This window comes from Paenibacillus sp. CFBP 13594 (assembly GCF_014842675.1).
GTDB classification, from domain to species: Bacteria; Bacillota; Bacilli; order Paenibacillales; family Paenibacillaceae; genus Paenibacillus; species Paenibacillus amylolyticus_B.
Map to the genome: position 1 here is coordinate 375,295 of NZ_JACYVQ010000006.1, position 26,194 is coordinate 401,488.

The 26,194-nt window shown below is 46.5% G+C and carries 23 protein-coding genes and 1 riboswitch; of the genes, 18 read left to right on the plus strand and 5 right to left on the minus strand.

Annotated features, from left to right (window positions below; all coding sequences use genetic code 11):
• The first annotated feature begins 15 nt into the window (after window positions 1–15).
• The gene (locus IFU39_RS21005) at window positions 16–894 is read left to right on the plus strand and encodes an ROK family protein (RefSeq protein ID WP_047842269.1); all 879 of its coding nucleotides are present in this window, start codon (window positions 16–18) and stop codon (window positions 892–894) included.
• 176 nt (window positions 895–1,070) lie between these two features.
• Window positions 1,071–2,072 (plus strand): HRDC domain-containing protein, encoded by a 1,002-nt coding sequence (locus IFU39_RS21010; protein WP_047844208.1) that lies wholly within the window; start codon window positions 1,071–1,073, stop codon window positions 2,070–2,072.
• A 71-nt stretch (window positions 2,073–2,143) separates the two neighbouring features.
• Here IFU39_RS21010 and corA read toward each other — a convergent pair whose 3' ends face one another.
• On the minus strand, window positions 2,144–3,079 hold the full coding sequence (corA, locus tag IFU39_RS21015; RefSeq protein WP_062833460.1) for a magnesium/cobalt transporter CorA: 936 nt from the start codon (window positions 3,077–3,079) through the stop codon (window positions 2,144–2,146).
• Window positions 3,080–3,530: 451 nt separating this feature from the next.
• Window positions 3,531–3,654: riboswitch (SAM riboswitch) on the plus strand.
• A gap of 236 nt (window positions 3,655–3,890) precedes the next feature.
• On the opposite strand from corA, the gene metA reads away from it, so the two are divergent.
• The 6 genes from metA to IFU39_RS21045 all read left to right on the plus strand — a co-directional run bounded on the left by metA (window position 3,891) and on the right by IFU39_RS21045 (window position 10,787).
• Entirely contained in the window at window positions 3,891–4,808 is a 918-nt protein-coding gene (gene metA / locus IFU39_RS21020) for a homoserine O-acetyltransferase MetA (RefSeq protein WP_036610071.1), read from the plus strand.
• Window positions 4,809–4,832: 24 nt separating this feature from the next.
• On the plus strand, window positions 4,833–6,020 hold the full coding sequence (locus tag IFU39_RS21025) for a PLP-dependent transferase (RefSeq protein ID WP_105597999.1): 1,188 nt from the start codon (window positions 4,833–4,835) through the stop codon (window positions 6,018–6,020).
• On the plus strand, window positions 6,017–7,189 hold the full coding sequence (locus IFU39_RS21030; RefSeq protein ID WP_105598000.1) for a trans-sulfuration enzyme family protein: 1,173 nt from the start codon (window positions 6,017–6,019) through the stop codon (window positions 7,187–7,189). Before IFU39_RS21025 ends, IFU39_RS21030 begins: the two co-directional genes overlap by 4 nt.
• A gap of 241 nt (window positions 7,190–7,430) precedes the next feature.
• Window positions 7,431–8,567: a cyclic dehypoxanthinyl futalosine synthase gene (gene mqnC, locus IFU39_RS21035; protein ID WP_105598448.1), complete on the plus strand. Its 1,137-nt coding sequence runs from the start codon at window positions 7,431–7,433 to the stop codon at window positions 8,565–8,567.
• 232 nt (window positions 8,568–8,799) lie between these two features.
• Window positions 8,800–9,777 carry an aldo/keto reductase gene (locus IFU39_RS21040; protein ID WP_105598001.1) on the plus strand — a complete coding sequence of 326 codons (978 nt, stop codon included), beginning with the start codon at window positions 8,800–8,802 and terminating at the stop codon, window positions 9,775–9,777.
• Window positions 9,774–10,787, plus strand: coding sequence for a zinc-binding alcohol dehydrogenase family protein (locus tag IFU39_RS21045; RefSeq protein WP_105598002.1), 1,014 nt, complete (start codon window positions 9,774–9,776; stop codon window positions 10,785–10,787). Before IFU39_RS21040 ends, IFU39_RS21045 begins: the two co-directional genes overlap by 4 nt.
• An 83-nt stretch (window positions 10,788–10,870) precedes the next feature.
• Here IFU39_RS21045 and IFU39_RS21050 read toward each other — a convergent pair whose 3' ends face one another.
• From IFU39_RS21050 to IFU39_RS21065, 4 genes are all read right to left on the minus strand, one after another.
• A complete protein-coding gene (locus tag IFU39_RS21050) occupies window positions 10,871–11,776 on the minus strand; it encodes a YitT family protein (protein ID WP_091014702.1) in 906 nt (301 codons plus the stop codon).
• A 112-nt stretch (window positions 11,777–11,888) separates the two neighbouring features.
• On the minus strand, window positions 11,889–13,127 hold the full coding sequence (locus tag IFU39_RS21055; RefSeq protein WP_091014701.1) for a cation:proton antiporter: 1,239 nt from the start codon (window positions 13,125–13,127) through the stop codon (window positions 11,889–11,891).
• A gap of 4 nt (window positions 13,128–13,131) precedes the next feature.
• On the minus strand, window positions 13,132–13,626 hold the full coding sequence (locus IFU39_RS21060) for a cation:proton antiporter regulatory subunit (RefSeq protein WP_192134686.1): 495 nt from the start codon (window positions 13,624–13,626) through the stop codon (window positions 13,132–13,134).
• A 294-nt stretch (window positions 13,627–13,920) separates the two neighbouring features.
• Complete coding sequence (locus IFU39_RS21065; protein ID WP_091014699.1) at window positions 13,921–14,325, minus strand: hypothetical protein; 405 nt, start codon at window positions 14,323–14,325, stop codon at window positions 13,921–13,923.
• 171 nt (window positions 14,326–14,496) lie between these two features.
• On the opposite strand from IFU39_RS21065, the gene IFU39_RS21070 reads away from it, so the two are divergent.
• The 10 genes from IFU39_RS21070 (at window position 14,497) to IFU39_RS21115 (ending at window position 26,176) form a co-directional block, all read left to right on the plus strand.
• The gene (locus IFU39_RS21070) at window positions 14,497–15,450 is read left to right on the plus strand and encodes a putative sporulation protein YtxC (RefSeq protein ID WP_091014698.1); all 954 of its coding nucleotides are present in this window, start codon (window positions 14,497–14,499) and stop codon (window positions 15,448–15,450) included.
• 414 nt (window positions 15,451–15,864) lie between these two features.
• Window positions 15,865–17,802 (plus strand): threonine--tRNA ligase, encoded by a 1,938-nt coding sequence (gene thrS, locus IFU39_RS21075; protein ID WP_091014697.1) that lies wholly within the window; start codon window positions 15,865–15,867, stop codon window positions 17,800–17,802.
• A 177-nt stretch (window positions 17,803–17,979) separates the two neighbouring features.
• Window positions 17,980–18,771, plus strand: a complete 792-nt coding sequence (locus tag IFU39_RS21080) for a 3D domain-containing protein (protein WP_244661047.1) — start codon at window positions 17,980–17,982, stop codon at window positions 18,769–18,771.
• A gap of 111 nt (window positions 18,772–18,882) precedes the next feature.
• Window positions 18,883–19,098: a hypothetical protein gene (locus IFU39_RS21085; protein WP_091014696.1), complete on the plus strand. Its 216-nt coding sequence runs from the start codon at window positions 18,883–18,885 to the stop codon at window positions 19,096–19,098.
• 198 nt (window positions 19,099–19,296) lie between these two features.
• A complete protein-coding gene (liaF, locus tag IFU39_RS21090) occupies window positions 19,297–20,325 on the plus strand; it encodes a cell wall-active antibiotics response protein LiaF (protein WP_192134689.1) in 1,029 nt (342 codons plus the stop codon).
• Window positions 20,326–20,328: 3 nt separating this feature from the next.
• Window positions 20,329–21,354, plus strand: a complete 1,026-nt coding sequence (locus IFU39_RS21095) for a HAMP domain-containing sensor histidine kinase (RefSeq protein ID WP_091014695.1) — start codon at window positions 20,329–20,331, stop codon at window positions 21,352–21,354.
• 18 nt (window positions 21,355–21,372) lie between these two features.
• A complete protein-coding gene (locus IFU39_RS21100) occupies window positions 21,373–22,035 on the plus strand; it encodes a response regulator (RefSeq protein ID WP_192134691.1) in 663 nt (220 codons plus the stop codon).
• A gap of 148 nt (window positions 22,036–22,183) precedes the next feature.
• Window positions 22,184–23,848 (plus strand): S1C family serine protease, encoded by a 1,665-nt coding sequence (locus tag IFU39_RS21105; protein WP_091014685.1) that lies wholly within the window; start codon window positions 22,184–22,186, stop codon window positions 23,846–23,848.
• A 176-nt stretch (window positions 23,849–24,024) separates the two neighbouring features.
• Window positions 24,025–24,714 carry a response regulator transcription factor gene (locus tag IFU39_RS21110; protein WP_091014684.1) on the plus strand — a complete coding sequence of 230 codons (690 nt, stop codon included), beginning with the start codon at window positions 24,025–24,027 and terminating at the stop codon, window positions 24,712–24,714.
• A 1-nt stretch (window position 24,715) separates the two neighbouring features.
• Window positions 24,716–26,176 carry a sensor histidine kinase gene (locus IFU39_RS21115; protein WP_105598005.1) on the plus strand — a complete coding sequence of 487 codons (1,461 nt, stop codon included), beginning with the start codon at window positions 24,716–24,718 and terminating at the stop codon, window positions 26,174–26,176.
• Window positions 26,177–26,194: the final 18 nt, after the last annotated feature.

Genomic DNA, 26,194 nt, shown 5'->3' on the forward strand with positions numbered 1-26,194 from the left:
GGGAGTGTGACTAACATGACGATCTTAGGCGCAATTGAAGCAGGCGGAACCAAATTTGTATGTGGTATTGGCACAGAAAACGGAGAAGTTTTGGAACGCGTAAGTTTTCCAACAACAACACCGGAAGAGACCATGGCTCAAGTGATTTCGTTTTTTGAAGGCAAAGGCATTGAAGCTCTGGGCGTAGGTTCATTTGGTCCGATTGATCCGATTGAAGGAAGCCCAACATATGGATATATCACAACAACACCTAAACCACATTGGGGACAGTATAACGTGATAGGCAAGCTCAAGGAGCATTTTGATGTGCCGATGACATTTGATACGGATGTGAATGGTGCGGCACTTGGAGAAGCAACCTGGGGCGCTGCACAAGGCCTTGAGAGCTGTCTGTATATCACTGTGGGTACAGGTATTGGTGCAGGTGCTGTGGTTGGCGGTAAAATGGTCCATGGATTGTCACATCCAGAGATGGGACATATCATTGTACGCAGACATCCGGAGGATACATACGAGGGTTTCTGTCCGTATCATGGTGACTGCCTCGAAGGCCTTGCAGCAGGACCGGCCATTAACAAACGTTGGGAGCAACCGGCTTATGAACTGCCTGCAGATCATAAAGCTTGGGAGATCGAAGCACATTACCTGGCACATGCACTGATGAATTATGTTCTCATTCTTTCTCCGCAGAAAATCGTCATGGGTGGCGGAGTAATGAAGCAGGAGCACCTGTTCCCGATGGTGCGTAGCAAACTGCAGGAGTTGCTGGCTGGATACGTTCAGCATCCGGCACTTCAATCCGACATTGACCAGTATGTTGTTTCACCAGGACTTGGCGACAATGCAGGGCTGTGTGGTTCGCTGGCGCTTGCCAAGTTGGCATTGAATAAGTAGGTCATTAAGGGATTGACGAATTTTACCATTGTGGTATGATATGGGCAACAGCATAGTACGGTTAATGAGGAAGCACCTCTCTTGCATGGATTTTGCAGGAGGGGTGTTTTTTTTTGCTGCCTATAGGTAGTATCTCTAACTCGTATAAGCTGAATATTCAAAGGGAGGGAACGAAAATGGAAGTCATTTTCATGAACAGATTGTCCAGAATGTCGGATCAGAATGCAGAGTATGCACAGTTATGGATTGGGGAAGAGGAAGATAGTTGGCAGCTGGGATGGAGTCGCTACGAGGAAGGAGAGCGTGAGGACAGCATCTGGTATGAAGGGACTTCTTGGGAGGAGCTGCTTCATATTTACCGTCATCAGCTTGCCATACAGATGAGTGAGGGGTACCGACCGCAGTTGCAGGGGTTATTTCATGAGAATGATGATCTGAAGTCACGCAGTTATGGTGGACAGCGGCTCCATTGTTACAGTGAGTTATACGGCAATGAGCAATTATATACGGATCTGTGCACATGGCGCAGGAAGAGAGCTGTGTCTGACCGGAAGGCACCGTATTTTATTGCAACAAATCGTTTGCTGCGTTTGATCAGTGCCTTTGTTCCGCAATCGCTGGATGAACTGATGCAACTGCCGGGCGTAGGAGAGAGCAAAGCAACTGAGTATGGTACGGAATGGATGGAGATTACAAACGGGTTGGAGCGTTCAACGACATTCCCGCTGGACTGGGTATACACGGCGCTGAAGGAGGAAGAGTATGAGAGTTGGTTATACAAGCAGAGAGAGCAGAAGTATAAGCAGGAACTTGATAAGTTCACCACGCGTAAGCAGGTGCTTGAAGGCATGAAGGAAGGGTATACGTTAGAGGAGATTGTTAATCGATCCGGATTATCCCGACGTGAGTTGGTTGAGCTGTTAGAGGCACTGGATCACGAAGGTTATGACACCGATTGTCTTCTTGATGTGGAGCTGGCAGTGATGCCAGAGAACGAACAAGAGGCCGTATGGAGTGCGTATGAGGAGCTGGGAGATACGTTCCTGAAGCCAGTATTACATAAGGTGTATGGAGGAGAGAAACCCGATGGAGGAAGTCTGGAGCAGGTCTATGAAAGACTGCGCATGATTCGAATTCGCTTCCGTCGGCACGCAGAGACAGAGAAGAATGTTGGTTAATGATCAGAAATGAAAAAAGACGAGGCGTTTCTCCCGGAGGAGCGCTTCGTCTTTTTTCATTTCATACGAGTTCATACCCAGTCTTTCTTGCGGAAAATGAAGAACATGCTCAGGCCCAGTGTAACCATCAGGCCAATTACAACAAAATAGCTGTATTTCCAGTTAAGCTCTGGCATATTCGTAAAGTTCATGCCGTATATACCGGTAATGACCGTCAGCGGCATGAAGACCGTGGTAATGGCGGTAAATACACGCATGATCTCATTCGCCCGGTTCGCAATACTGGATTGGTAGGCTTCTCGCAAGTTGCCCATCAGGTCGCGATAAGTCTCAAAGGTTTCAGATATTTTTACAGCATTCTCATAGATGTCACTGAAATACTTTTGCAGTTGATCATCGATGAGACGCAGATCTTTTTTGTTCAGGGTGTTGATGACCTCTTTCTGAGGTCCAAGGACTTTTTTCAGCCACAGAATCTCACTGCGCAGCCCGATGATTTCATTCAGATGTGACTTTTTGGTGTGCATCAGAATGTCTTCCTCAAGCTTCTCGATCCGTGCTTCAATTCGGTCACCTACGGTGAAATAATTATCAACAATCAAGTCAACCAGCAAATACAGCAGACGATCCGGTGTGCTGATTTCCTGTTCCCACAGGATGGGTTTCAGTGTGCGCAATTCGCTGACCTTTTGCTTGGTAACACTAATAATGAAATGTCTGCCGAGGAATAAGTTCACCGCACGTAGAAATATCTCTTCATCATCGAAACGGATGCTATTAATCACAATAAAATAATGGTTCTCATAAATTTCAATCTTCGGACGTTGTTCTTCGTCACTAAGACAGTCTTCCACAGCCAGATCATGCATCAAGAACAGCGGCTGAAGTACCGCCAAATCGTCTACGTCTGCATCAATCCAGTAAAATCCTTCCGCTGGTGGAGTCAGCGCCTGCTGAATGTCGTCCACCGGAATAAATACACCGTTGTTTACCAACCGGATTTTCATCGTTAATCTACTCCTTCTGCACCCGCCAACTTGGCGGATATTATCATTATGGGCGCAAAAAGAACAAATCAGCCGGTCGGCAGCGGAGCCTGGAGATCAGGGCTGCGTTCACTATAAAATCAAACGGAAGTCACGTCCCGCTGCCGGCATGCTGATGTCAATTCTCTATGCAGTTTGTCGGAATTCGGCTGCCAGTCAGGCCTCGGGTCGCCATCCATTTAATATGTCACCTCTCACATAAGGGTTTATAACACCTTGTTTAGTATACCGCTGGTACAAGGTGCTTTCAAGCGCAAAAATGTGTCTATTTCGCGCCCTGAGGCAGTGTATGACAACGGATGATGAACGGTTCCGATCTGGGAAGCAGACATCGAACTGCATCTTGACGTGAGGGCATTAATGTAATAAAGTAGACGGTGAACCATATTAAATTACAATCTAATACAGCGAAATCTTATCAAGAGTAGGTGGAGGGACTGGCCCGATGAAACCCGGCAACCGGCGGTATACCGCACGGTGCTAATTCTTGCAGCGACTAAGTGTCAAGTGGCACTGTTGTAACTGAGAGATGAGAGAGGCGCATATCTATTTTACATATGACCTTTCTCGAAATCCGAGGAAGGTCTTTGTCATATGCCCCGACTTCTCAGCAGTGATTTTCGCTAAGGAACTTGAGGTTGTTTGTAACGTTGGATGAAAGAACAATTCAATGTTTTTACAAGCTCAAGGCAGTCTATAACTGTATTGATGTGAAGACATCAAGCCAGGGGTGGCTGCATCTATCTATGCACAAGGAGGAGTTAGATTTACTATGCCAATCAAAATACCTGATACTCTACCAGCAAAAGAAGTACTTGAAGGAGAGAATATCTTCGTCATGGATGAAACTTCTGCATATCAGCAGGATATTCGTCCACTCCGTATCGCTATATTAAACCTGATGCCCACAAAGGAAACGACCGAAACACAATTGCTTCGTCTGGTGGGAAACACGCCTATTCAGGTGGATGTCGTTCTCGTACATCCCAAATCCCATACGTCGAAGAATACGTCTCAGGAGTATTTGGATCTGTTCTATAAAACCTTCGATGAGATTGAGCACCGCCGTTTCGATGGAATGATTATTACGGGTGCCCCGGTGGAACAGATGGATTTCGAAGACGTGAACTATTGGAATGAAATCCAGGAGATCTTCGAATGGACCAAAACCAATGTGACTTCAACCCTCCACATATGTTGGGCTTCCCAGGCAGGTTTATACCATCATTTTGACGTACCCAAGGTTGCACTTGATGAAAAGTGTTTTGGCGTTTTCCCACATACCATTAATAAACCACATGTTCCGTTGTTGCGTGGATTCGATGAAGTATTCAACGTTCCACATTCCCGTCATACGGAAGTGAGACGCGAAGATATTGAAAAGAATGAGAATTTAGAGATTTTGGCTGAATCCGAGGAAGCGGGGATCTTCCTGGTTGCTACCAAAGACGGCAAACAGATTTTTGCCACAGGACATGCCGAGTATGACCCGTTCTCATTAAAGTGGGAGTATGACCGGGATGCAGCCAAAGGGTTGGATATCGCATTGCCTAGACATTATTATCCGAATGACGACCCTTCCCGTGTGCCACCGGCTACTTGGCGCGCTCATGCCAACTTATTATTCTCTAACTGGCTCAATTACTATGTGTATCAAGAAACACCTTATGATATTGGTCCGCAAATCTAATCGAGATTACAGGAGGATGCAGCAATGGAAGACAACAACAAGTTGAAAATCGAAAGCCGCTTAGCACAAATTGGGTCCATCAATGAACCGGTAACAGGCGCCATTAACTTTCCGATCTATCAATCCACTGCGTTTCGCCACCCGAAGCTTGGACAAAGCACGGGGTTTGATTATATTCGTACGACTAATCCAACCCGTAAAGTATTGGAAGAAGCCGCTGCAGCGCTGGAGTCCGGTGATGCAGGGTTTGCCTGTAGCTCGGGAATGGCCGCGCTGCAAACGATTTTTGCCATGTTTGGTCAAGGGGATCATCTGATTGTATCGCTGGATCTGTATGGTGGAACCTATCGTCTGCTGGAACGTATTCTGTCCCGTTTCGGCGTAACTGCAAGTTATGTGGACACGAATGACCTTGCAGCACTGGAGAAGGTTCGTCAGCCGAATACCAAAGCGGTATTTATTGAGACACCAACCAATCCACTGATGATGATCACCGATGTGGAAGCCGTTGCTTCCTGGGCGAAAAGTTACAACCTGTTGACCATTGTTGACAACACGTTGTTGACTCCATTTTTCCAACGTCCGATTGAACTGGGTGCCGATATCATCATTCATAGCGCTACCAAATATCTGGGTGGACACAATGATGTGCTCGCTGGACTAATTATTACCAAAGGTGAAGCGTTATCTGCAGAGATGGCGTTCTTGCATAATTCCATTGGAGCGGTATTGTCTCCAAGTGACTCCTACCAGTTGATGAAAGGGATGAAAACGCTGGCTCTTCGCATGGAGCGTCATGAGCACAATGCACTTACTATTGCTAAATACTTGCTTGAGCACCCAGCGGTGGTTGAAGTGTATCATCCAGGCCTATCCGATCATCCGGGGTATGAAATACAGAATAAACAATCCACCGGTAACACAGGTATCTTCTCTTTCAAAGTGAAGGATGCACGTTATGTTGAACCGTTGCTGCGTCATATCAAACTCATTGCTTTTGCCGAAAGTCTCGGCGGAGTTGAATCACTCATGACTTATCCCGCAGTACAGACTCATGCAGATATTCCGCTTGAAATTCGTGAAGCCGTAGGTGTGGATGACCGTCTGCTCCGGTTCTCCGTAGGCATTGAACATGCAGATGATCTGATTGCAGATCTCGGCAATGCTCTGACAGTTGCACAACAGGAAGTGGAAGGAGGCGTGCACTCATGAGTGAGTCCAACAACAAACCCAATTCCGAGTTAAAATTTGATACCAAGTTGCTCCATTTTGGCGATGAAATTGACAAAACGACTGGAGCATCGAGTGTACCGATCTACCAAGCATCAACATTCCATCATTTTGATATCTTCAATCCGCCTCAACATGATTACAGTCGTTCGGGTAATCCGACACGTCAGGCTTTGGAAGATTACATCACATTGCTGGAGGGCGGGGCACGAGGTTTTGCCTATTCTTCAGGGATGGCTGCGATCTCAAGCGTGTTCATGATGTTCTCCGCAGGGGACCACATGATTGTAACGGAAGATGTATATGGAGGTACGTATCGTTTGCTTACTTCCATATTAAGCCGTATGCAGATCGAGACAACCTTTGTAGACATGACCAATATAGATGAAGTAAAAGCGGCACTCAAACCAAACACCAAGGCAGTTTATATGGAGACACCGTCCAACCCTACACTGCGAATTACGGATATCGCTGCTGTAACTGACTGGTCGAAGGAACATGACCTGATCACGATTCTGGACAACACCTTTATGACACCGTACTATCAGCGTCCAATTGAGCTTGGTGTGGACATCGTCGTACATAGTGCTACGAAGTTTCTCGGAGGTCACAGTGATGTACTGGCAGGGTTAGCGGTTGCTCGCACGGAATCACTTGGTGTACAACTGAAACAGTTGCAAAATGGACTTGGAACTGTACTCGGGGCACAAGAATCCTGGCTTCTGATGCGCGGTATGAAAACCTTAGGGGCTCGCATGGCTCATAGTGAACGGAGCACAGCCAAACTGGCGGCATGGCTTAATCAGCGCAGTGATATTACCGCTGTCTTTTATCCTGGACTGGAGGATCATCCGGGCCGTGAGGCACATGAGCGCCAGTCCACAGGATATGGAGCTGTCGTTTCATTTGACGTCGGTTCAGGCGATCGTGCAAAAGCAGTTCTTAACCGGGTGAAGCTCCCCATTGTTGCAGTAAGCCTGGGAGCTGTGGAGAGTATTCTTTCCTACCCAGCGATGATGTCTCATGCGGCAATGCCGGCTGACGTTCGCCGTGACCGTGGCATTACAGATGGGTTGCTGCGCTTCTCGGTAGGTCTGGAAGATATCGAAGATCTGATTGTAGATTTGGAACAAGCACTTCAGGAATCCTAACAAAAGTGGATGCCCGAATACGCCGATGCGTATCACTTAATCTCGAACTAATTCTTTTCCATATGTAAAAATTTTTACTTATTTTTAAAGCACCTGTACATAAGGTGCTTTTTTTCACATGTAACCTGTGTTACGATATGTGGAGTACAGAAATACGATGTTGCCACCAGAACTTGCTTCTCTTGAACAAGTTGGGACGGATCGTTATATAATTTCTCTTCATGAGGGAGGCTTTTTTACGATGAGTACGGTAGACCGTATCTTAGATAAAGCCCTTCGGGGCGAACGTTTGGACTTGGAAGACACGATTCAGCTATTTGAATCCAATGAAGTGGACAAAATCGGGGCAGCTGCTAATGTCATTATGAAACGCATGCACCCTGAACCATACAGAACATTTGTAATTGGGCGTAACGTCAACTACACAAACGTGTGTGATGTGTACTGCCGTTTTTGTGCTTTCTACCGCAGACCTGGTTCGGATGAAGGTTATGTGCTTCCGGACGAAGTGATTTTCCAGAAGATTCAGGAAACGGAAGATGTGAATGGTACCGAAATTTTGATGCAAGGTGGAACGAATCCAAACTTGCCTTTCAGCTATTATACAGACCTGTTGAAAGCCATCAAAGAGCGTTTCCCAAACATCACGATGCACTCTTTCTCCCCAGCGGAGATTATGAAAATGGTTGAAGTATCCGATGGCCTTACATTGGAAGAAGTTGTTCGTGCCATTCACGAAGCTGGACTGGATTCCTTGCCTGGCGGCGGCGCTGAAATTCTGGATGACCGCACACGTCGGAAGATCAGCCGTTTGAAAGGTTCTTGGCGGGATTGGATGGACGTTATGCAAACTGCACACCGCATCGGTATGAACACCACGGCAACGATGGTTATCGGACTTGGTGAATCGATGGAAGAGCGTGCATTACACTTGCTCCGTGTACGTGAGGCTCAGGATGAATGTATTGCGAACAAGTATGACTCCGAAGGTTTCTTGGCATTCATTCCTTGGACTTTCCAGCCAGACAATACCAACCTTAAGCTGGAGCGTCAGACTCCGGAAGAGTACTTGAAGACTGTAGCTATTAGCCGACTGGTGCTGGATAATATCAAGAACATGCAATCCTCTTGGGTAACGATGGGTCCTGAGATCGGTAAGAAGTCGCTTGAATTTGGCTGTAATGACTTCGGTAGCACGATGATTGAAGAGAACGTTGTATCTGCTGCTGGTGCAACTTACAAAGTTAACATCGAATCGATTCTGCGTTTAATTCGGGAGTCCGGTTATATCCCGGCACAACGTAATACCCGATATGACATCGTGCGTATGTTCGATGAAGAGAATGCCGTACATGAAGATTTCGTAATGCAGAACTAATCCTGATTATTTGAATACTACTCCCATAAATGCTGATCGTTAGATAAGTATTTATGAAGCCAAGCCCGCTGACTACTCCGTTTGGAGAGACGGCGGGCTTTTTGATTTCTTTCTGCGGTTCGAGGTCATCAAACAGTACATGTTACGCAATTGGCGATATTTTATATTGAAATTGAACTGTTACAATGAAAGGGAACTTGTGTAGTCAGACACGCTGGAAGGGGTTAAACCGATGAAGAGAAGAATACTTGGCAAGACGGAACTGGACGTACCTGTATTGAGCTTTGGAGCATCCTCACTCGGTTCTGTATTTCGTGACATTGACCGGGACGAAGGGATTCGCACTGTACATGCGGCCGTAGATGCAGGGATGAATTACATAGACGTTTCGCCTTACTACGGGCTGACAAAGGCGGAGACAGTGTTGGGTGAGGCCATTCGCAGCTTGCCGCGCAGTTCATATATGTTATCAACCAAAGCCGGACGGTATGGGGAAAATGAGTTTGATTTCTCACGTCAGCGAATTCTGAATAGTGTGCAAGAGAGCCTGGATCGACTGCATACAGACTATATCGACATTCTGTTCCTGCATGATATTGAATTTGTGCCAGCAGAGATTATTATCGAAGTAGCTTTTCCAACGTTGCTGCGTCTGAAAGAGCAGGGAGTTATACGACATGCGGGCATTTGTGGATTACCCTTACCGTTGTTCGAGAAGGTTCTGCCACAGATCGATGCAGATGCGATCATCTCGTATTGTCATTATTCATTGAATGATACCTCATTATTATCGTTATTGCCCCTGTTGGAAAAAAAAGAAATTGGCCTCGTCAATGCTTCACCTCTTTCTATGGGCTTGTTGAGTACCCGAGGGGCTCCTGCCTGGCATCCGGCAGATGATCGGGTGAAACAGCTCTGCTTGAAGGCTGCCCGCTTCTGTGCAGAACAAGGCAGTGACATTGCCAAGCTGGCCGTGCAATTCTCTACGTCGAATGAACGAATTCCAACAACACTGGTGAGCAGTGCCAGCCAGCGCAATATCCTCAATAATGCAGCCTGGGTAGAGGAACCGATCGATCAGAGCTTGCTGGATGAAGTGCTGCGCATTCTGGCCCCATTGCATAACGAGACGTGGTCAAGCGGACGACCTGAATATAATACGAAGCCAAGCAACACGTCAGCAGAAGCATCCAAGGGGGAACAACGATGAGAGCCATTGTATGTGAAGAAATAGATCAATTGAAACTCCAGGACCTGCCTCAACCGGAACGAGCAGAAGGAGAGGCGTTGGTTGCCATTCGGCGGATTGGGATCTGTGGAACGGATCTGCATGCGTACAAAGGCAACCAACCTTTCTTTACCTATCCTCGTGTTCTGGGTCATGAACTGGCGGCTGTTATTGAAGAAATCGGTCCGAACGAGGCAGGATTAAAGCCTGGGGATCAGGTAAGTATTATTCCGTATCTGCACTGCGGGCACTGTATTGCATGTCGCAGTGGAAAAACCAATTGTTGTGCGTCCATGCAAGTCATGGGTGTGCACGTAGACGGAGGCATGAGAGAAAAAATCAGTGTTCCTGTCTCACATCTGCTCTCAGCAGAAGGTTTGACGCTGGATGAAACGGCAATGGTAGAACCATTAAGCATTGGAGCCCATGCCGTCAGAAGAGCAGGAATCAAGCCTGGTGAGCATGTGGTTGTGATTGGAGCTGGCCCCATTGGACTTGGCGTGATGGCATTTGCCAAACAGGCGGGGGCACGTGTTATTGCCGTTGATCGTAATCTGGACAGGCTGGAGCTTAGCCGGACTTGGGCTGGAGCGGATGACTTGGTTCAGGCTAATGAACATTCTGTACAACAAGTGGCTGAAATCACGGGAGGTGACTATGCTACGGCTGTCTTCGATGCAACCGGTAACGTGAATTCCATGAATGAGGCCATTCAATATGTTGCGCATAGTGGTCAACTCATTTTTGTTGGACTGGTGAAAGCGGATATTACCTTTCATGATCCTGAGTTTCACAAGCGGGAGATGAGCATCCTGGGCAGTCGAAACGCAACCCGTGAAGATTTTGAACAGGTCCTGTCAATCTTGCGTCAAAAGAAATTAAGTATGGATGGATATATCACACACCGCGTGGAATTTGATGAGTTACCTACTGCAATAGACCAATGGCTATTGCCAGATTCACATGTAGTCAAAGCCATCGTTGAACTATAAACACAAGTAAATCGGATAACAAAAAAACGCTCTCTGACCTTGGTGGACAATACCATCCATCCATAGGGGAAGAGAGCGTTTTTTTATTTTTCCGGATTTGTCACAATGCCCGCATGTGGATCAATGTGACGCACAATGGACTTCAACCAGATCATCTCGAGCACATGTACCTCATAATAAAGTGCACCCGGGATTTGCTTGATCCATCCTTCCGCCATCGCGAGTTGTGTTGATTCAGAAGTGGCTTTCAGCGTTCCAGGTTCACGGCGCAGCCGTTTGCGTACAGCTTTTTCAACTTGAGAGCTTTGTGTGGTCAAAATGCATACTTTGCGTTTGGAAGAGAAGCCCCTGAACGCAATGTACACCATTTCATAAGCAATAAGGTAGGCGATTACGGAATACATCGCTTGGTCCCAGCCAAAGACAACACCAGCGGCTGTCAGTATCAGCAAGTTAAGCAGCATGATTATTTTTTCGATAAGCATCCGTTTTCCGCTAAATACACGTTCAGGTGGGCGGGAAGACGGATCACCGATTTCCAGCGTATCCAGTGTCCCGCCATACCGCACGACGAGTCCAATTCCGAGTCCGAGGCATAATCCGCCAAACATGGCGGCAGCCAGCGGATGCTCTACAAGTGGCGGCATGGGATGAAGCACAATGGCACCGATCGAAAAGACAACCAGACCCAGAACAGTAACCAGTACAAATTTCTTCTGCACAATCTTGTAAGACAGAAATATAAACGGAACATTGAATAAAAATAGGAACAAACCAATCCTCATTTCGGTCCAGTGGGCGAAGAGTGAGGAAATGCCTGTAATGCCTCCAATAATAATTTTATTGGGGTGTAAGAACAATTCAAGTCCCACGGAGGCCAGAATTCCGCCCGCAATAACGAGAAACAGGTTTAACCAGCGGCGGGTAGACGATATCCTGGTCTTGGCGGTGTTTGGCACCGGATTAGCCGATATCAGAGGTGCTTTCATAGGTCATCCTCCTTAGTGCGGCTTTCGAGCCATTCTCCCTGGGTTAGTCACAGAAAGATCGGCGTAGAGCCGCGAAGTACGTTAGTATATCTGTTCTGTACAGACATAGGAGTTATCCTTCTTTCTGCAGAACCTTCGGTTCTTCTTTCTTTTTCCGAGGATCTTTGAACTTGAATATTTTATCCAATAAACGGAATACATGTTTGGACTCTTTGGTTAATAAAGGACCCAGAATGGCCAGAATTAGGACATACAGCGCGGCAAATGGCTGAATCATTGGCAACAGTCCTCCGGCTTTACCCATGTTGGCCAAGATGATGGAAAACTCACCCCGTGACACAATGGTTAATCCGATATTGGCCGATGCTTTGGGTGATAGTCCTGCACTGCGCCCGGCCAGCATACCCGCCAGGAAGTTACCGAACAATGTAATAACAACTGCAATCAGAGCTAACCATACGGCTTCGCCACCCAAGGACAACGGATCAATGGACAATCCAAAGCTGAAGAAGAAGATTGCTCCGAAGAAGTCACGGAACGGTAGAATCAAGTGCTCAATCCGTTTTGCATGTTCTGTTTCAGCAAGCACCAGACCAACCAGTAATGCACCAATCGCTTCGGCAACATGAATAGTTTCAGAGAAACCAGCTACCAGGAACAAGGCTCCGAATACAACGAGAGAGAATAGCTCATTCGAGCGAATTTTAAGCAATTTGTTTAGTAGCGGTGTTGCTTTGCGTCCAAGGATAATCACGATAAGCATGAATCCGAGGGCAATAAGTGCAGACATGATGACGCCTCCGATGGAGGATGAATCACTAAGCACAAGTCCGGACAAGATCGAGATATATACAGCGAGGAATACATCTTCGAACATGATAATACCCAATATCATCTCTGTTTCCGGATTGGCCGTTCGTTTCAAATCAACGAGTACCTTGGCCACAATGGCACTGGAAGAGATGGTAGTTATACCTGCGATAATAAGTGCTTCTGCAACTGGGAAACCGGACACAAAACCGAATATTAATCCCAGCGTAAAGTTAATGCCGATGTAGATCGAGCCGCCAACTGCAATAGAGCGACCCGATTTAATTAAACGACCTACCGAGAATTCAAGTCCAAGGTAGAAGAGAAGGAACAGGATACCGATCCGACCCATAAATTCAATAAAAGGCTGACTCTCAATAAAACGGAAGTCCAGATGCCAGATTTTCATGGCATGTGGCCCCACGGCCATCCCGATCAGAATATAAAATGGAACGACCGAAAATCTTAGTTTTGCCGATAAAAGGCCGGCTGCTGCAATGAGAACAAGGGCCAGACCTACTTCGAATATCAAATGATCCATCTATTTACCCCCTTCCAGTCAGGAGGAGGGATTTAAACAGTTTCTGCTGATTGCGTTCGCCAACGGCTACCACCGTGGATTCTGCACTGATAACTACCTCCGGACCTGGGCTGATATGTTTTTTGTGATTTTTCTCTACAACGGCGATAACCGTTGCCCCAGAGTTTTGACGTACGTCCAATTCACCGATGGATTTACCGATACTTCCGAAGGAGGGTTCGATTTTGTACCACTCGATAATCAGGTCGTTAAACGTTACTTCAATATTTTCAAGCTGCTTTGGTTTGTAAGTTAATCCGCCAACAATAGCAGCAATCTGTCGTGCTTCGTAATCGTCAAGTGTGATCATCGAGATGCTTTGATCGGGATCATCATACTCAAAGTGGTACATTTCCCGGCGACCGTCATCGTGAATAATAATGACAATTTTATCACCGCTGCTTGTTTCAATCTGAAATTTTTTGCCGATTCCCGGCAAGTCTGTTTCGCGTACATCCATGGATTGTTGCCTCCTTATAATTAGGGGCTGGCCACAGAAGACAGGCTTATTTCCCGAAAATGATTAATCTGCTGCTCAAGGGAACATCAAAAGATACGGGTAAACAGAGCCAGAAATTCCTGACACAGCCATATGATTTGAATTTGTCGGTGTGGGTACAACAAAAATAGGTACTGTTATAAACATGGGTTTATCTAACGTGTGCTAAAAGGGTTATAAGTTATGCACAAGCACACCGTCTTTAAATACAGAGGTGTCTCCATGCAAAAGCAACCTGTAAATACGTCGCAACGGCTAGTGAAGAGCGTTCACGTACTTAGGTGCTATAGGGGTGAGGGATACATACATGCTGGTAAACTTAATAGGTAGCAGAAATAATTTGCGTTTAAACAGACAATACCACGGTTTAAAGGACAGACCCGTTGTAGGGATTCGCAGCATCAATAACAATGCGAGGACAAGAAAGACAGGCTTATTATGCGTAACCGCAATCAGCTTGGACATGACTTGTGGGTATTTGCGAATGACAGATTTCTGCTGGGATTCGGGTATTTGCAACAGCACTTCCTTGTTGGAAGTTGCTTCTACAGACACCCCAACGGCAGATTCGGTCTGCATTGGAATAGGGAAGCACAAGGCTTGGAAAACGCACAAAATGATAATGATAGTGTAGTGGAGTATTCTAGGTTGTTGTCTCATTTTGGCTTCCCTCCTTTCCCGTGAAACATACTGTTATTAAAATAATAACACATTTTTGTCTTAACTCCAAACCTCTTCATAATATACTGAGAAATCATGACACGCTTTCCATCAATCCGCTTCGTATATCCCCATCGGCCTTGCCATATACTTTGAACAGGAAGGAAAGGAGTGATTCTTGTGGAACTGTTTGCTGTATGGACCGATGTATCGGGGCAAGAGGAAGCGGATCAATTTTATCGTTGTGTCAAGGAAAAAACCAAAGGTTTACATATAAGTAAAAGAGGATTTCGGCTCACCTTCAAACATAATGATGGAAGAGCAACCTGGGTGTGCAGAGGGAATGAGAATCACGAAGACTTCCAGCAATGGCTTCCCCGGATCAGTGATCTGCTCTCCCTTGGACTCGCCGACTTCATTATGGAGACACAAGAACGGAGCATGGTGGAGGATATGATCGCCAAGGCGTGTTCTGTCATGGATGAGCATGAAGTGGAAAAGGTCAATCGAATCTGCATGCCACTTCTATTAAATGGTGATCTGGATCAGCCCGGACTTCGGGAGCGCCGCCGTACTACGTTAGCCAGTGGACTACGGCAGGATCTGGAGGATGTTCACTTTTTTCACCTTGAAGGCATTATCAATTTCCGTATACGGCCATATAAGCAGGAACTTCAGGAGTTAGTGGAGTATGCGCTGGATGAATTTTGGATGGATCGGCAGTATGAAGAGTTTATGGGACTGTTAAAATATTTTGTGTTTTTTCAAGAAGCCAAAGTACCTCTGGTTCATCTTGTACACAAGGGAATGCATGAATTTCAGGTGCTGGATGCTGGACTTAATCTGTTACCCGTGCAAAAGGATGAACAGGTTGTTGTTGAAATGCCGGGTCTGGAACTGGAGATGGATATCGAAGATATGATTGTAAGTACACTCATCTCCATCTCTCCTGAGAAGGTCATGCTCCATACAAGCACCCCGGATCTGCCAATCATCTCGACCATATGCCAGATCTTTGAAGACAAAGTGCAAATATGTCATCATTGCCCGGAATGCGAAGTGCTGCGCTCAGGATTGTTGACAGGTCTTGACGCAAGTGATCTCGGCAATTATAATAACTGTTGATCCATGAATTTTTTATGTGAACCATTGAACCAAAAGCGTTGACAAAGACAACAACCACACGCAAGATCGGTGCAGAGAGAGGAACCAAGGCTGAAATTTCCTCCGGATATCACGTATGGTTTACCCCTTTGTAGCTGCAATTTTGAAAGTGGAGTTAGAATATCGCCTTTATTGGGATTATCCGCGAGTAAGGATCTGCCGGGTCATGCCCGTTATCGTCATGCCAATGAGGGCTGTATTTCCGAATATGGATGAATCAGCTGAATTAGGGTGGAACCACGAGTATATATCACTCGTCCCTTTGCCGGGACGGGTGTTTTTTGCGTTCCTTTGCAAAATGACTGGAATAGCAATAGATAATCAGTCCATAAATATCTGGACACGAAGGTTACATTAACAGGAGGAATGAGACAAATGGCAGTGAACATTAAATTACCGGATGGTTCGGTACGTGAGTACGCGGATGGCAGCACGATTGAGGACGTAGCCGCTTCAATTAGCAGCGGATTGCGCAAAAATGCCGTAGCCGGCAAGTTGGATGGTATCGTGGTGGACTTGTCCACAACACTTCATGAGGGAGCATTGGTGGAGATCGTAACTCTGGATTCACCAGAAGGACTTGAAGTGATGCGTCATAGTACAGCTCACTTGATGGCTCAAGCAGTGAAACGTTTATATGGTAACAAAGAGGTACGCCTCGGTATCGGCCCTGTCATTGAAGATGGTTTCTACTATGATATGGACCTCGAACATGCGCTCAATCCTGAAGATCTGCAAAAGATCGAGAAGGAAATGGAACGTATTGTGAATGAGAACTTGCCAATTGTACGTAAGGAAGTTAGCCGCGAGGACGCGATCAAAACGTTCGAAGAAGTGGGCGATCCTTACAAACTTGAGTTGATTCGTGATTTGCCAGCGGACAGCGTGATTACGATTTATGAGCAAGGTGAATTCTTCGACTTGTGTCGTGGTCCTCACGTACCATCAACTAGCAAAATCAAAGTGTTCAAACTGATGAATGTAGCGGGTGCTTACTGGCGTGGAGATAGCAAAAACAAAATGCTTCAACGTATCTATGGTACGGCTTTTGTGAAAAAAGCACAGCTGGACGAGCATCTGCACTTCCTCGAAGAAGCTCGCAAAAGGGATCACCGTAAGTTAGGTAAAGAGCTGGAAATGTTCACATTCTCCCAACTGGTCGGTCAAGGCCTGCCAATCTGGTTGCCTAACGGTGCGAAGCTGCGCCGTACTCTGGAGCGTTATATTGTGGATCTGGAAGAAAGCCTGGGATACCAGCATGTATACACACCGGTTCTAGGTAACGTGGAATTGTACAAAACATCTGGCCACTGGGAGCACTACCAGGAAGATATGTTCCCAAAAATGGTTATGGATAACGAGGAACTCGTTCTCCGTCCAATGAACTGTCCTCACCATATGATGGTGTACAAGTCCAGCATGCACAGCTACCGTGATCTGCCAATCCGTATTGCAGAGCTTGGTATGATGCACCGTTATGAAATGTCGGGGGCATTAACAGGTCTGCACCGCGTACGTGCAATGACACTGAACGACTCACACATTTTTGCACGCCCGGATCAGATCAAAGAAGAGTTCGCTCGTGTTATCGAGTTGATTCAAACCGTGTACAAGGATTTCGGTATTAACGAATACCGTTTCCGTCTGTCCTATCGCGATCCGAAGGATACCGAGAAATACTTCCAGAACGACGAGATGTGGGAGATGTCCCAACGCATGCTGCGTGAAGTTGTGGAAGAACTTGACCTTCCTTTCTATGAAGCTGAAGGTGAAGCGGCGTTCTACGGTCCGAAACTGGATGTTCAGATCAAAACAGCCCTGGGCAAAGAAGAGACATTGTCTACAGTTCAACTGGACTTCCTGTTGCCTGAGCGCTTTGAACTTGAATATGTGGGAGATGACGGACAGAAACATCGTCCGGTTGTTATTCACCGGGGTGTAATTAGTACAATGGAACGTTTCACAGCATTCTTGCTGGAAAACTTTGCAGGAGCTTTCCCATTGTGGTTGTCTCCGGTACAGGCAAAAGTGATCCCGGTATCCGGAAACTTCGACGATTATGCGCGTGAAGTGGAAGCGAAGCTGAAACGTGCGGGAATCTCTGCGGAAGCCGATCTGCGGAATGAGAAGCTTGGATATAAAATCCGTGAGGCGCAGCTTGAGAAAATGCCTTATATGTTTGTTGTCGGTGAGAATGAGCGTAATGCAGAAGCAGTATCCGTACGTAAGCGTGGAGAAGGCGATTTGGGCATGAAACCGGTCGATGAAATTATCGCTCAACTGAAAGAAGAAATTGCAACACGTTTGGTATAAAATGAACAAATGATCTATTAGATAACCAGTGCATAAATTGTGCTGATCACTCTGCATAACGCCTGGATAACATGGGATTGACCTATGTTATTCAGGCGTTTTTTCGTAGTGTTTGCAGTAAAAAGTATAGATTAATTGCTTTTTGGAAAACCTTTGCAGTGAGGGGGAGGTTATACAATGAAAAAGCAATTCTCAATTCAAAAGAAACATATACGGGGTTTATTGGTTAGCTGTGCGATGTTCGCCGGGATGATGATTAACCTGAATCAGGCGGATGCCTATACATTTGAAGAGGAAAGTACAGTACTGCATGTCGAGAGTCAGAGCAGCGGCAGTGAAGTCCTGATTAATGAAACTTCGAACAAGTCTGATCAAAAATTTCCAGAACAGGTCAGCCATCAATACAGCGATGAGGCCCAGCTGACTACCATGGTGTATATGGCTTTATTGTGGTCACCACAACCAATGGTCATTCCAAGACGTGAGCTTCCAGAGAAACAAGTGGCAGATCCGTCTATGCTGGTGCTTGCTCCGCGGTCAGAACAAATCCTGGGTACACAAAAGGTTACAGCAACGGGATATACGGCAGGTGTAGAGTCTACAGGAAAAGGACCAAAACATCCTCAATACGGAATTACGTATTCTGGTGTAAAAGTACGTCGTGATAAAGAAACAGTTTCCACGATTGCAGCTGATCCAAAATTGTTCCCGATGGGTTCCATTCTGTACATTCCGGGCTATGGTTACGGAATTGTTGCAGATACTGGTTCAGCGATCAAAGGCAATAAAATCGATCTGTATTTCCCGACAACCAAGCAAGTGTACAAAGAGTGGGGCAAAAAGGATGTGGAGGTACAGGTGATCAGGCAAGGCGCTGGAAAGTGTACAGAAAAGATGCTCAGCGAGTTGGCCGATGCAATCGACGTGTACAAATCCGTACCGGATTCGTGGTTGGACAAGGCCATTTAATTTCACATGGTCAAATGAATAACTGAAGTGCTCTCTCCACATAATACTGACTGGGGACGAACCCCGCGGTGCAGCAATGCATCGTAAATATGAAGAGAGAGGTGATTCGTTGTGGCTAAAAAATCACAAGGGTTCCAAACGCCAAACGAGAAGTACAATGCAGAGTTTGGAGAAGAGAATGCAGCAGCAAAAGTGAAGCAATCCGCTCAAAACAAAGTACAAGATAATTTCCAAACACCTGATGAAAAATACAATGCCGAGTTCGGTGTAGAAAACACAGGCCAAACTGGCCAAGGTCAAGGCAAAGCATCAAAATACAAAAAATAATTGAAGATTCATTAATCAAATGATGATTCAGCACCCTGGAGCACCAGCTCCGGGGTGTTTTACATATGCGAAGTTTTTTACATTAATATCCTCCCATCTCAGTCTCGAGACCGAGATGAATTCCACCTGCCGCCGCTGTTCTCATTGTCTTGTCTGAGTTACACTGGATACATAATACAGACAAAGGAGACATGGGTGATGAAACGATCGACGCGTGACCGCTGGTGGGTTGGCATACCTCTTATTGCTATTGGTGCGATGATCTTGTTCAGACAATTGGGATATGACATTGATGTAGGATATATTTTCAGAACATATTGGCCGTTATTTCTAATCTGGTGGGGGGTCAAAGGAATCTCCGAGATTCGTCGCAACGGGGGTTACGCCTTTATTGGACCCGTAATTGTACTGGCGATTGGTGGTTACTTTCTTGCCCGTAACCTGGGATGGATTGATTACTCCATGGGAGAGTTCATTCGTTATCTGATCCCGGTTATGCTGATTGGCGGAGGATTGTTTGTACTGATTGGGCCACGACGTCGTGATCGGAAACATCATGACAAGATGCAGCCACCTCCAGCACCTGAGCAACCTTATAAACCGTTGGCTCCGGAGGATCTGGAGATGCCGTCATCGTTTGACGAACAGTTCGAGAAAACATTTGGCAAACCAAAACAGGAACAGAAGAATGATGCACATGGCCCTCATTTCACAGGATCAACGGATTCATCATCACAAGAGCATCAATATAAGAAGAAACATCAATCGTATAACTCTAATGATACCGGATATGGAGAACATTATGATGATGGCTACGGAAATGGTTATGGGGATTATGGCAATGGCAATACCATTAACAAATCGGCTTTCATCGGGGATCTGTACATGGGGCAGGAAGTTTTCTCGTTAAAACCAATGAACATCTCGGCTTTTATCGGAGATACCGTAATTGATTTGACCAAAGCACAGATTCCATACGGTGAGACAAAGATTGTTATTTCTTCATTTATTGGGGATGTGAAAGTATTTGTTCCAGAAGATATGGATCTGGGTGTGACGGTGACGACAAATTCCTTCATTGGAGATATGTCACTGTTGAACCAGAAACGTGGCGGATTCCTGAGTAGTGCCCAGGCTGAAACTGCCCATTACCATGAAGCAAGCAAAAAGGTACGGATTATTGTAAGTGTGTTTATCGGAGACGTCAAAGTGAATAAGGTGGGTTAACGCATGATTCGAACAATTCTCAAAGCTAATAAATGGGAACTGATGATGTATTTTGCGCTAACTGGTCTGATTACGCTGGGCGGATTCTATCTATTGTATGGAGAGGTGTTGATGGGGGCTGGTCGTCAGCGGGCATGGACCTATGTGGCCGTTGTTGTGCTGGCCACCGTTATCACCGGATATATCGCTGCATTACGACTTCAGCGCAAGATCGACCTGCTTGATCTCAACATGTTGAAAGTGTCCAAGGGTAATCTGGCGGTGCGCATGCCTGAAGCGGATGACGCTTCGTTTGGTCGTGTCTACCAGGAGTTCAATGTCATGATGGATTCGATTGAGAAAAAGATGAGACTGCTTCAGCGTCTCGGTGAGCAGGAAGTCATTGAGAAGGAGCAAGCTTCGGAGCAGGCTGTGCTTGAAGAGCGCAAACGAATGGCAAGGGACCTCCATGACACGGTTAGCCAGCAGCTGTTTGCCATGCATATGTCGGCTTCGTCTTTACCTCGTCTGCTGGAGATGAATCCGGAACATGGTGGTAAAGTACTGGACCAGTTAATCCAGATGTCACATATTGCACAGCGTCAGATGCGAGGACTGATTGCTCAGCTTCGACCGGTGGAGCTGGAAGGGCGTGACCTCACCGCAGCACTGGATAGCTGGTTTCCTGATTATTGCAGGCAGAATGGTCTTAAAGGTGTTAAAGAGCTGGAACTGGATGGCGGAATCTCGGATGCCATTGAGCACCAGCTGTTTCTTGTTATTCAGGAGGCAGTTGCCAATGTCGTGAAGCATGCAGAGGCAGGGGTGGTCAGTCTGTCCATACGGGAAAGTGAACATCAGATTAGCATGAGCATCAGCGATGATGGTCAGGGATTTTTGCAGCAAGCGGAGCGTCCGGGTTCATACGGGTTATCTACCATGCGTGAACGGGCGGAGAAGCTTGGGGGGCAAGTTCAGATTATATCGAAACCGGGAGCGGGAACGACGGTGCGGGTATTGATCCCGAAATTCCCGAACGTTCCTGAGTGAACCAGAGGGGGAGACTGAATGAGTGGTAAAGTAAACGTGATGATTGTGGATGACCATGATATGGTGCGCATGGGGTTGAAAACATATCTGATGCTGGAACCAACTTTTCATGTGATGGGAGAAGCGGGCCACGGGAAGGATGCGCTTGATCAGTTACGTAAGTTAAATGATAGTGAAATGCCGGACCTGATCCTGATGGATCTGATGATGCCGATAATGAATGGCGCTGAAGCAACAAAAGCCATCATGACTGAATTTCCAGGGATGAAAATTGTAATGCTCACCAGTTTCCTGGAGGATGATCTGGTTGTGCAAGCGATTGAAGCGGGTGCGGTAAGTTATGTACTGAAGACAGTCTCTGCTGAAGAACTGATCTATGCTCTGCAAGGGGCCTATAGAGGCATGCCTGTTATGACAGGTGATGTGTCGCAGGCGTTAACCCGGGGAATCAGACAACGTACAGCAAGAGAGAGTGAATCCGGTCTGACTGAACGGGAGAAGGAAGTGCTGCTGCTTATTGCAGAGGGAAAGACCAACAAAGATATCGGAGAAGAATTACATATCAGTATCAAAACCGTCAAAACACATGTAAGTAACCTGCTGATGAAATGTGAAATGGACGATCGTACACAATTGGCCATCTATGCGCATCGTCAGGGTTGGGTGAAAACGAAAGGGTAAAATGCTGTCGTGACGGGGAACAGAGTCTATTCTTACGTGCTTTTATCTCCTTTTTAATTGTTTTTAAGGTACGGTTAAGGTTTAAAGTACAAAATAAGGACAGTTAAAGAATATCTCTTGGGAATAAGAGATTGGGAGGTAGAGAGGCATGGACGAACGCAACTATAGATCGAACCGTCAAGACGAGGAAAACGAAACCAAACAAACGGAGAACCGCAATTCTTCCGGAACGGACGAATCCTCCTATTATTATTCTTATGGACCTTTTCAGTCCGTGAATCAGGAAGATACAGCAAATCACATGGGAAGCAATAATCAACGTGAAGAAGGAAATGTAGAGATTACAAAACCTGATCCGGTGAGACCCGTACCTACTTACTATAATAGTGAATCATCTGAACAAGCGAAGAGATCATCAGCAGGCGGTGGAAACGGCTCAGGTAACGGTGGAGATCAAGGGAATGGCGGCAAAGGCAACTGGAACTATAATAACCGCAAACCGCGTTCTTCCGTAAGATCACTTCTATTTTCCTTTATTGCCGGTATGCTGGTCATCACCGTTCTCATGTACACAGCTGACAGAACAAACATGTTCACACCGGAGACGGCACTTACGAACACGGACAATCAAAGTTCAGGACAGGAAGCATCCACAAACACAGGCGGAGGCAACAATGTCACAGCGTCGTTACTGCCAACAGGCAAAGAAGATGTTTCTTCCGTAGTGACGAGTACAAGTCCAGCAGTCGTCAAAATCGAAACACTCGCGAAGCAGTCCTCACGTACAGGATTGGGTCAGGGTGGATCAAACACAAGTGATCCGTTGTACCAATACTTCTTTGGTAATGGCGGTGGAACGGAAGGCAATCAAGGCCAAAGCCAGCAACCACAAAGTAGTAATCAGCTTGTACCTATGGGCATTGGTTCCGGGTTCATTTTTGACAAAGAAGGATATATCCTGACGAATCAACACGTTGTTCAGGGTGCAGACGTAATCCAGGTAACCCTGGAGAACAACAGCAAGCCTTATGAAGCTAAACTGCTGGGAAGCAGCTTTGATCTGGATTTGGCTGTATTGAAAATTGAGAAAAACAGTGGTGACGATGCGTTCCCTGTAGCTCCACTGGGTGATTCCAACAGTACCCAAGTCGGTGAATGGCTTGTAGCTATTGGTAACCCGGAAGGATTTGAACACACCGTTACAGCAGGTGTACTGAGTGCCAAAGAACGTACAATCAGCATTCCAGATGAAGAAACAGGAAAAACACGTGAGTACAGCCATTTGCTGCAAACCGATGCTTCGATTAATCCGGGTAACTCCGGTGGTCCGTTGCTTAACCTGAATGGGGAAGTTATCGGAATGAACGTTGCAGTAAGCGCAGATGCACAGGGAATTGGTTTTGCAATCCCATCGAGCGTCATCTCTGAAGCCGTTAAATATCTCAAAGAGAACAAAGAAGTTCCCAAAGAGCCAGTACCATTTATCGGCGCGTCTCTGATGGCTCTTACGCCTGAAGTTGCTAAACAAATGGGAACAGATGTTACCGAAGGTTCAGTGGTAGCCAGCACGATCTTCCAATCACCGGCTTACCAAGCAGATCTTCGTGCATATGACATCATCACAGGTGCCAACGGTACGCCGTACGCCACAAGTCAGGATCTGATTGATTTTATCAAGAAACAGGAAATCGGCAGTGAAGTTACACTGAATGTGGTGCGTGATGGTAAGAAAATGGATCTGAAAATCAAAATCGGCAACAAAAATGATTTTGATACTTCACAAACAACAGATACACAACAGCAGCAACCATAAATATCGGGCAAGGATTAACAGAACGGAAGGGATTGAAGGCCCTTCCGTTTTTTTGCCCTGATTGAGCAAGGTTACAATGGACCAGTACGGATTGGAGACCGCCTACTTGAAGATGCAGATTGTGCTTCTGCCTGTTACAATGGGATAAAACGTTAGGAAAAAGGAGAAAGACCACCATGCGCTCAACTATTTTGATTGTCGATGATGACGAAAAAATTGTGTCCATGCTTCGCCGGGGGCTGGCTTTTGAAGGATATGAGGTACAGACGGCTTCCAATGGAGCCGAAGGCCTCAGCAAACTGATGGACAAGGAACCGGACATCGTTGTGCTGGATGTGATGATGCCGCAGATTGACGGATTTGAGGTATGTCGCAGATTGAGAGAAGCAGGCAGCAAAGTGCCTGTGCTAATGCTGACGGCCAAGGATGAAGTACAGAGCCGGGTGACCGGACTGGACACAGGAGCCGATGACTACCTTGTAAAACCTTTTGCGCTGGAAGAATTATTGGCACGTGTCCGCGCATTGCTCCGCCGAAAGTCTGATAGTGGGGGCACGCCGGACAACCGCTTAATGTATGAAGATATCATTTTGGACAATGACTCACGCGAAGTTTTGCGAGATGGGCAGCGTCTGGAGCTGACTGCCAAAGAATTCGAGCTGTTGAATCTGTTCATGCAAAATCCAAGACGGGTCCTATCTCGCGATCTGATTATGGATAAAATCTGGGGTTATGATTACAGCGGCGAATCTAACGTGCTCGAAGTGTACATTGCCATGCTCAGACAGAAGACCGAAGAATACGGTGGCAAGCGTCTAATCCAGACCATCCGGGGAGCCGGCTATATCCTGAGAGGTGACTCCTGATATGTCCATCCGGTTAAGACTAACCGCATGGTATTCTGGCATTTTGGCGGCTGTGCTTATTTTTTGGGGCGTTGTAATCTATGCCTTTGTGTATTTTAACTCCTATCAGGAAGTCGAACAGCAACTGAAAGTGAAGAGTACCCGGATTACGGAGCAGATCGGTGTTAATCCTCTTTCACAGTCGTTGGATCTGGACCCATTTACAGAGAGTCAGCTTCAGGAGGCACAAATCTATATTCAACTCTGGGATTATCAGAGTCGCTCAGGCAGAATTTCGGGTAATATGGAGAAACTGCAGATTCAGTTTCCGGTATTAAAAGCCAATGAGATACTTAAAAAGCGAGGCATATCCAAGATCTATGTGGATGGAACGCCGTTTCTGGTGAATCAGCTCCCCCTTTCTCTTCAGGGAACCAATGAAGTACGTGGAATTCTTCAGGTTGGTGCGAATGTAAGTTCACAAGAGCGCTTGCTGGAAGCGTTGCTTAATATTTTAGTTTTTGGCTGGCTGGTAGCGATGGCATTGGCTATAACCTCAGGCCTTGTGCTGGCCCGCAAGTCGATGCGTCCGCTCGTGACTGTCATTGATGCCGCCAATCAGATTCAATCTGGAGATGACTTAAGTGTACGTATTCAATATGCTGGGCCGAAGGATGAGATTGGGCGTCTGATTGAAACGGTGAATAATATGCTTGAACGTACAGAATTGTCATTCCGTGGTTTGGAGGAGACAAATGCTGCCCAGCGCCGCTTTGTATCCGATGCATCGCATGAACTGCGTACGCCGCTGACCACCATTCGCGGGAACGTAGACTTCCTGAAGAAGCTGTGGGATCAGGAGGGAACCGACCGACCGAATCTGGATGAGGAGACTGTCAAGCAAATGTCGCTGGAAGCCATTGAAGACATGGCGGACGAGGGAAAACGTATGAGCAGGCTGATCAGCGACATGTTATCGCTGGCGAGAGCGGATACGGGTCAGAAAATTGAACTGAATCCGATCCCGCTGCAGATACTCGTACAGGAAGTGGCACGCAGAGCACAATTTCTGGATCGTCAGGCAGACTGGCTTCCAGGAGATTTTTCCATCCTTAACGGCATTTATGTGAACGGTAGCAAGGACTATCTGCAACAGATGTTGTTTATTTTCATTGAAAATGCGTTTAAATACACACCTGAAGGCTCTGTGACGCTGGATGCCGTATTATACAAAGGTCAGGTGGGACTACGCATCAGCGACACCGGTATTGGGATGGATCGGGACGAAGTGCCGTTCATCTTTGATCGCTTCTATCGGGCAGACGAATCCCGCGGGGCTACACCGGGCATAGGTCTGGGACTTTCGATTGCGAAGTGGATTATTGAGGAACACCATGGATCGGTTGAGGTTGTGACCAGACGTGGAGAAGGAACCACCTTTATTATCTGGTTGCCGGTTGTCTTTGCTCCGCCTATCGAATAAAGGTATAATAGACAGGAC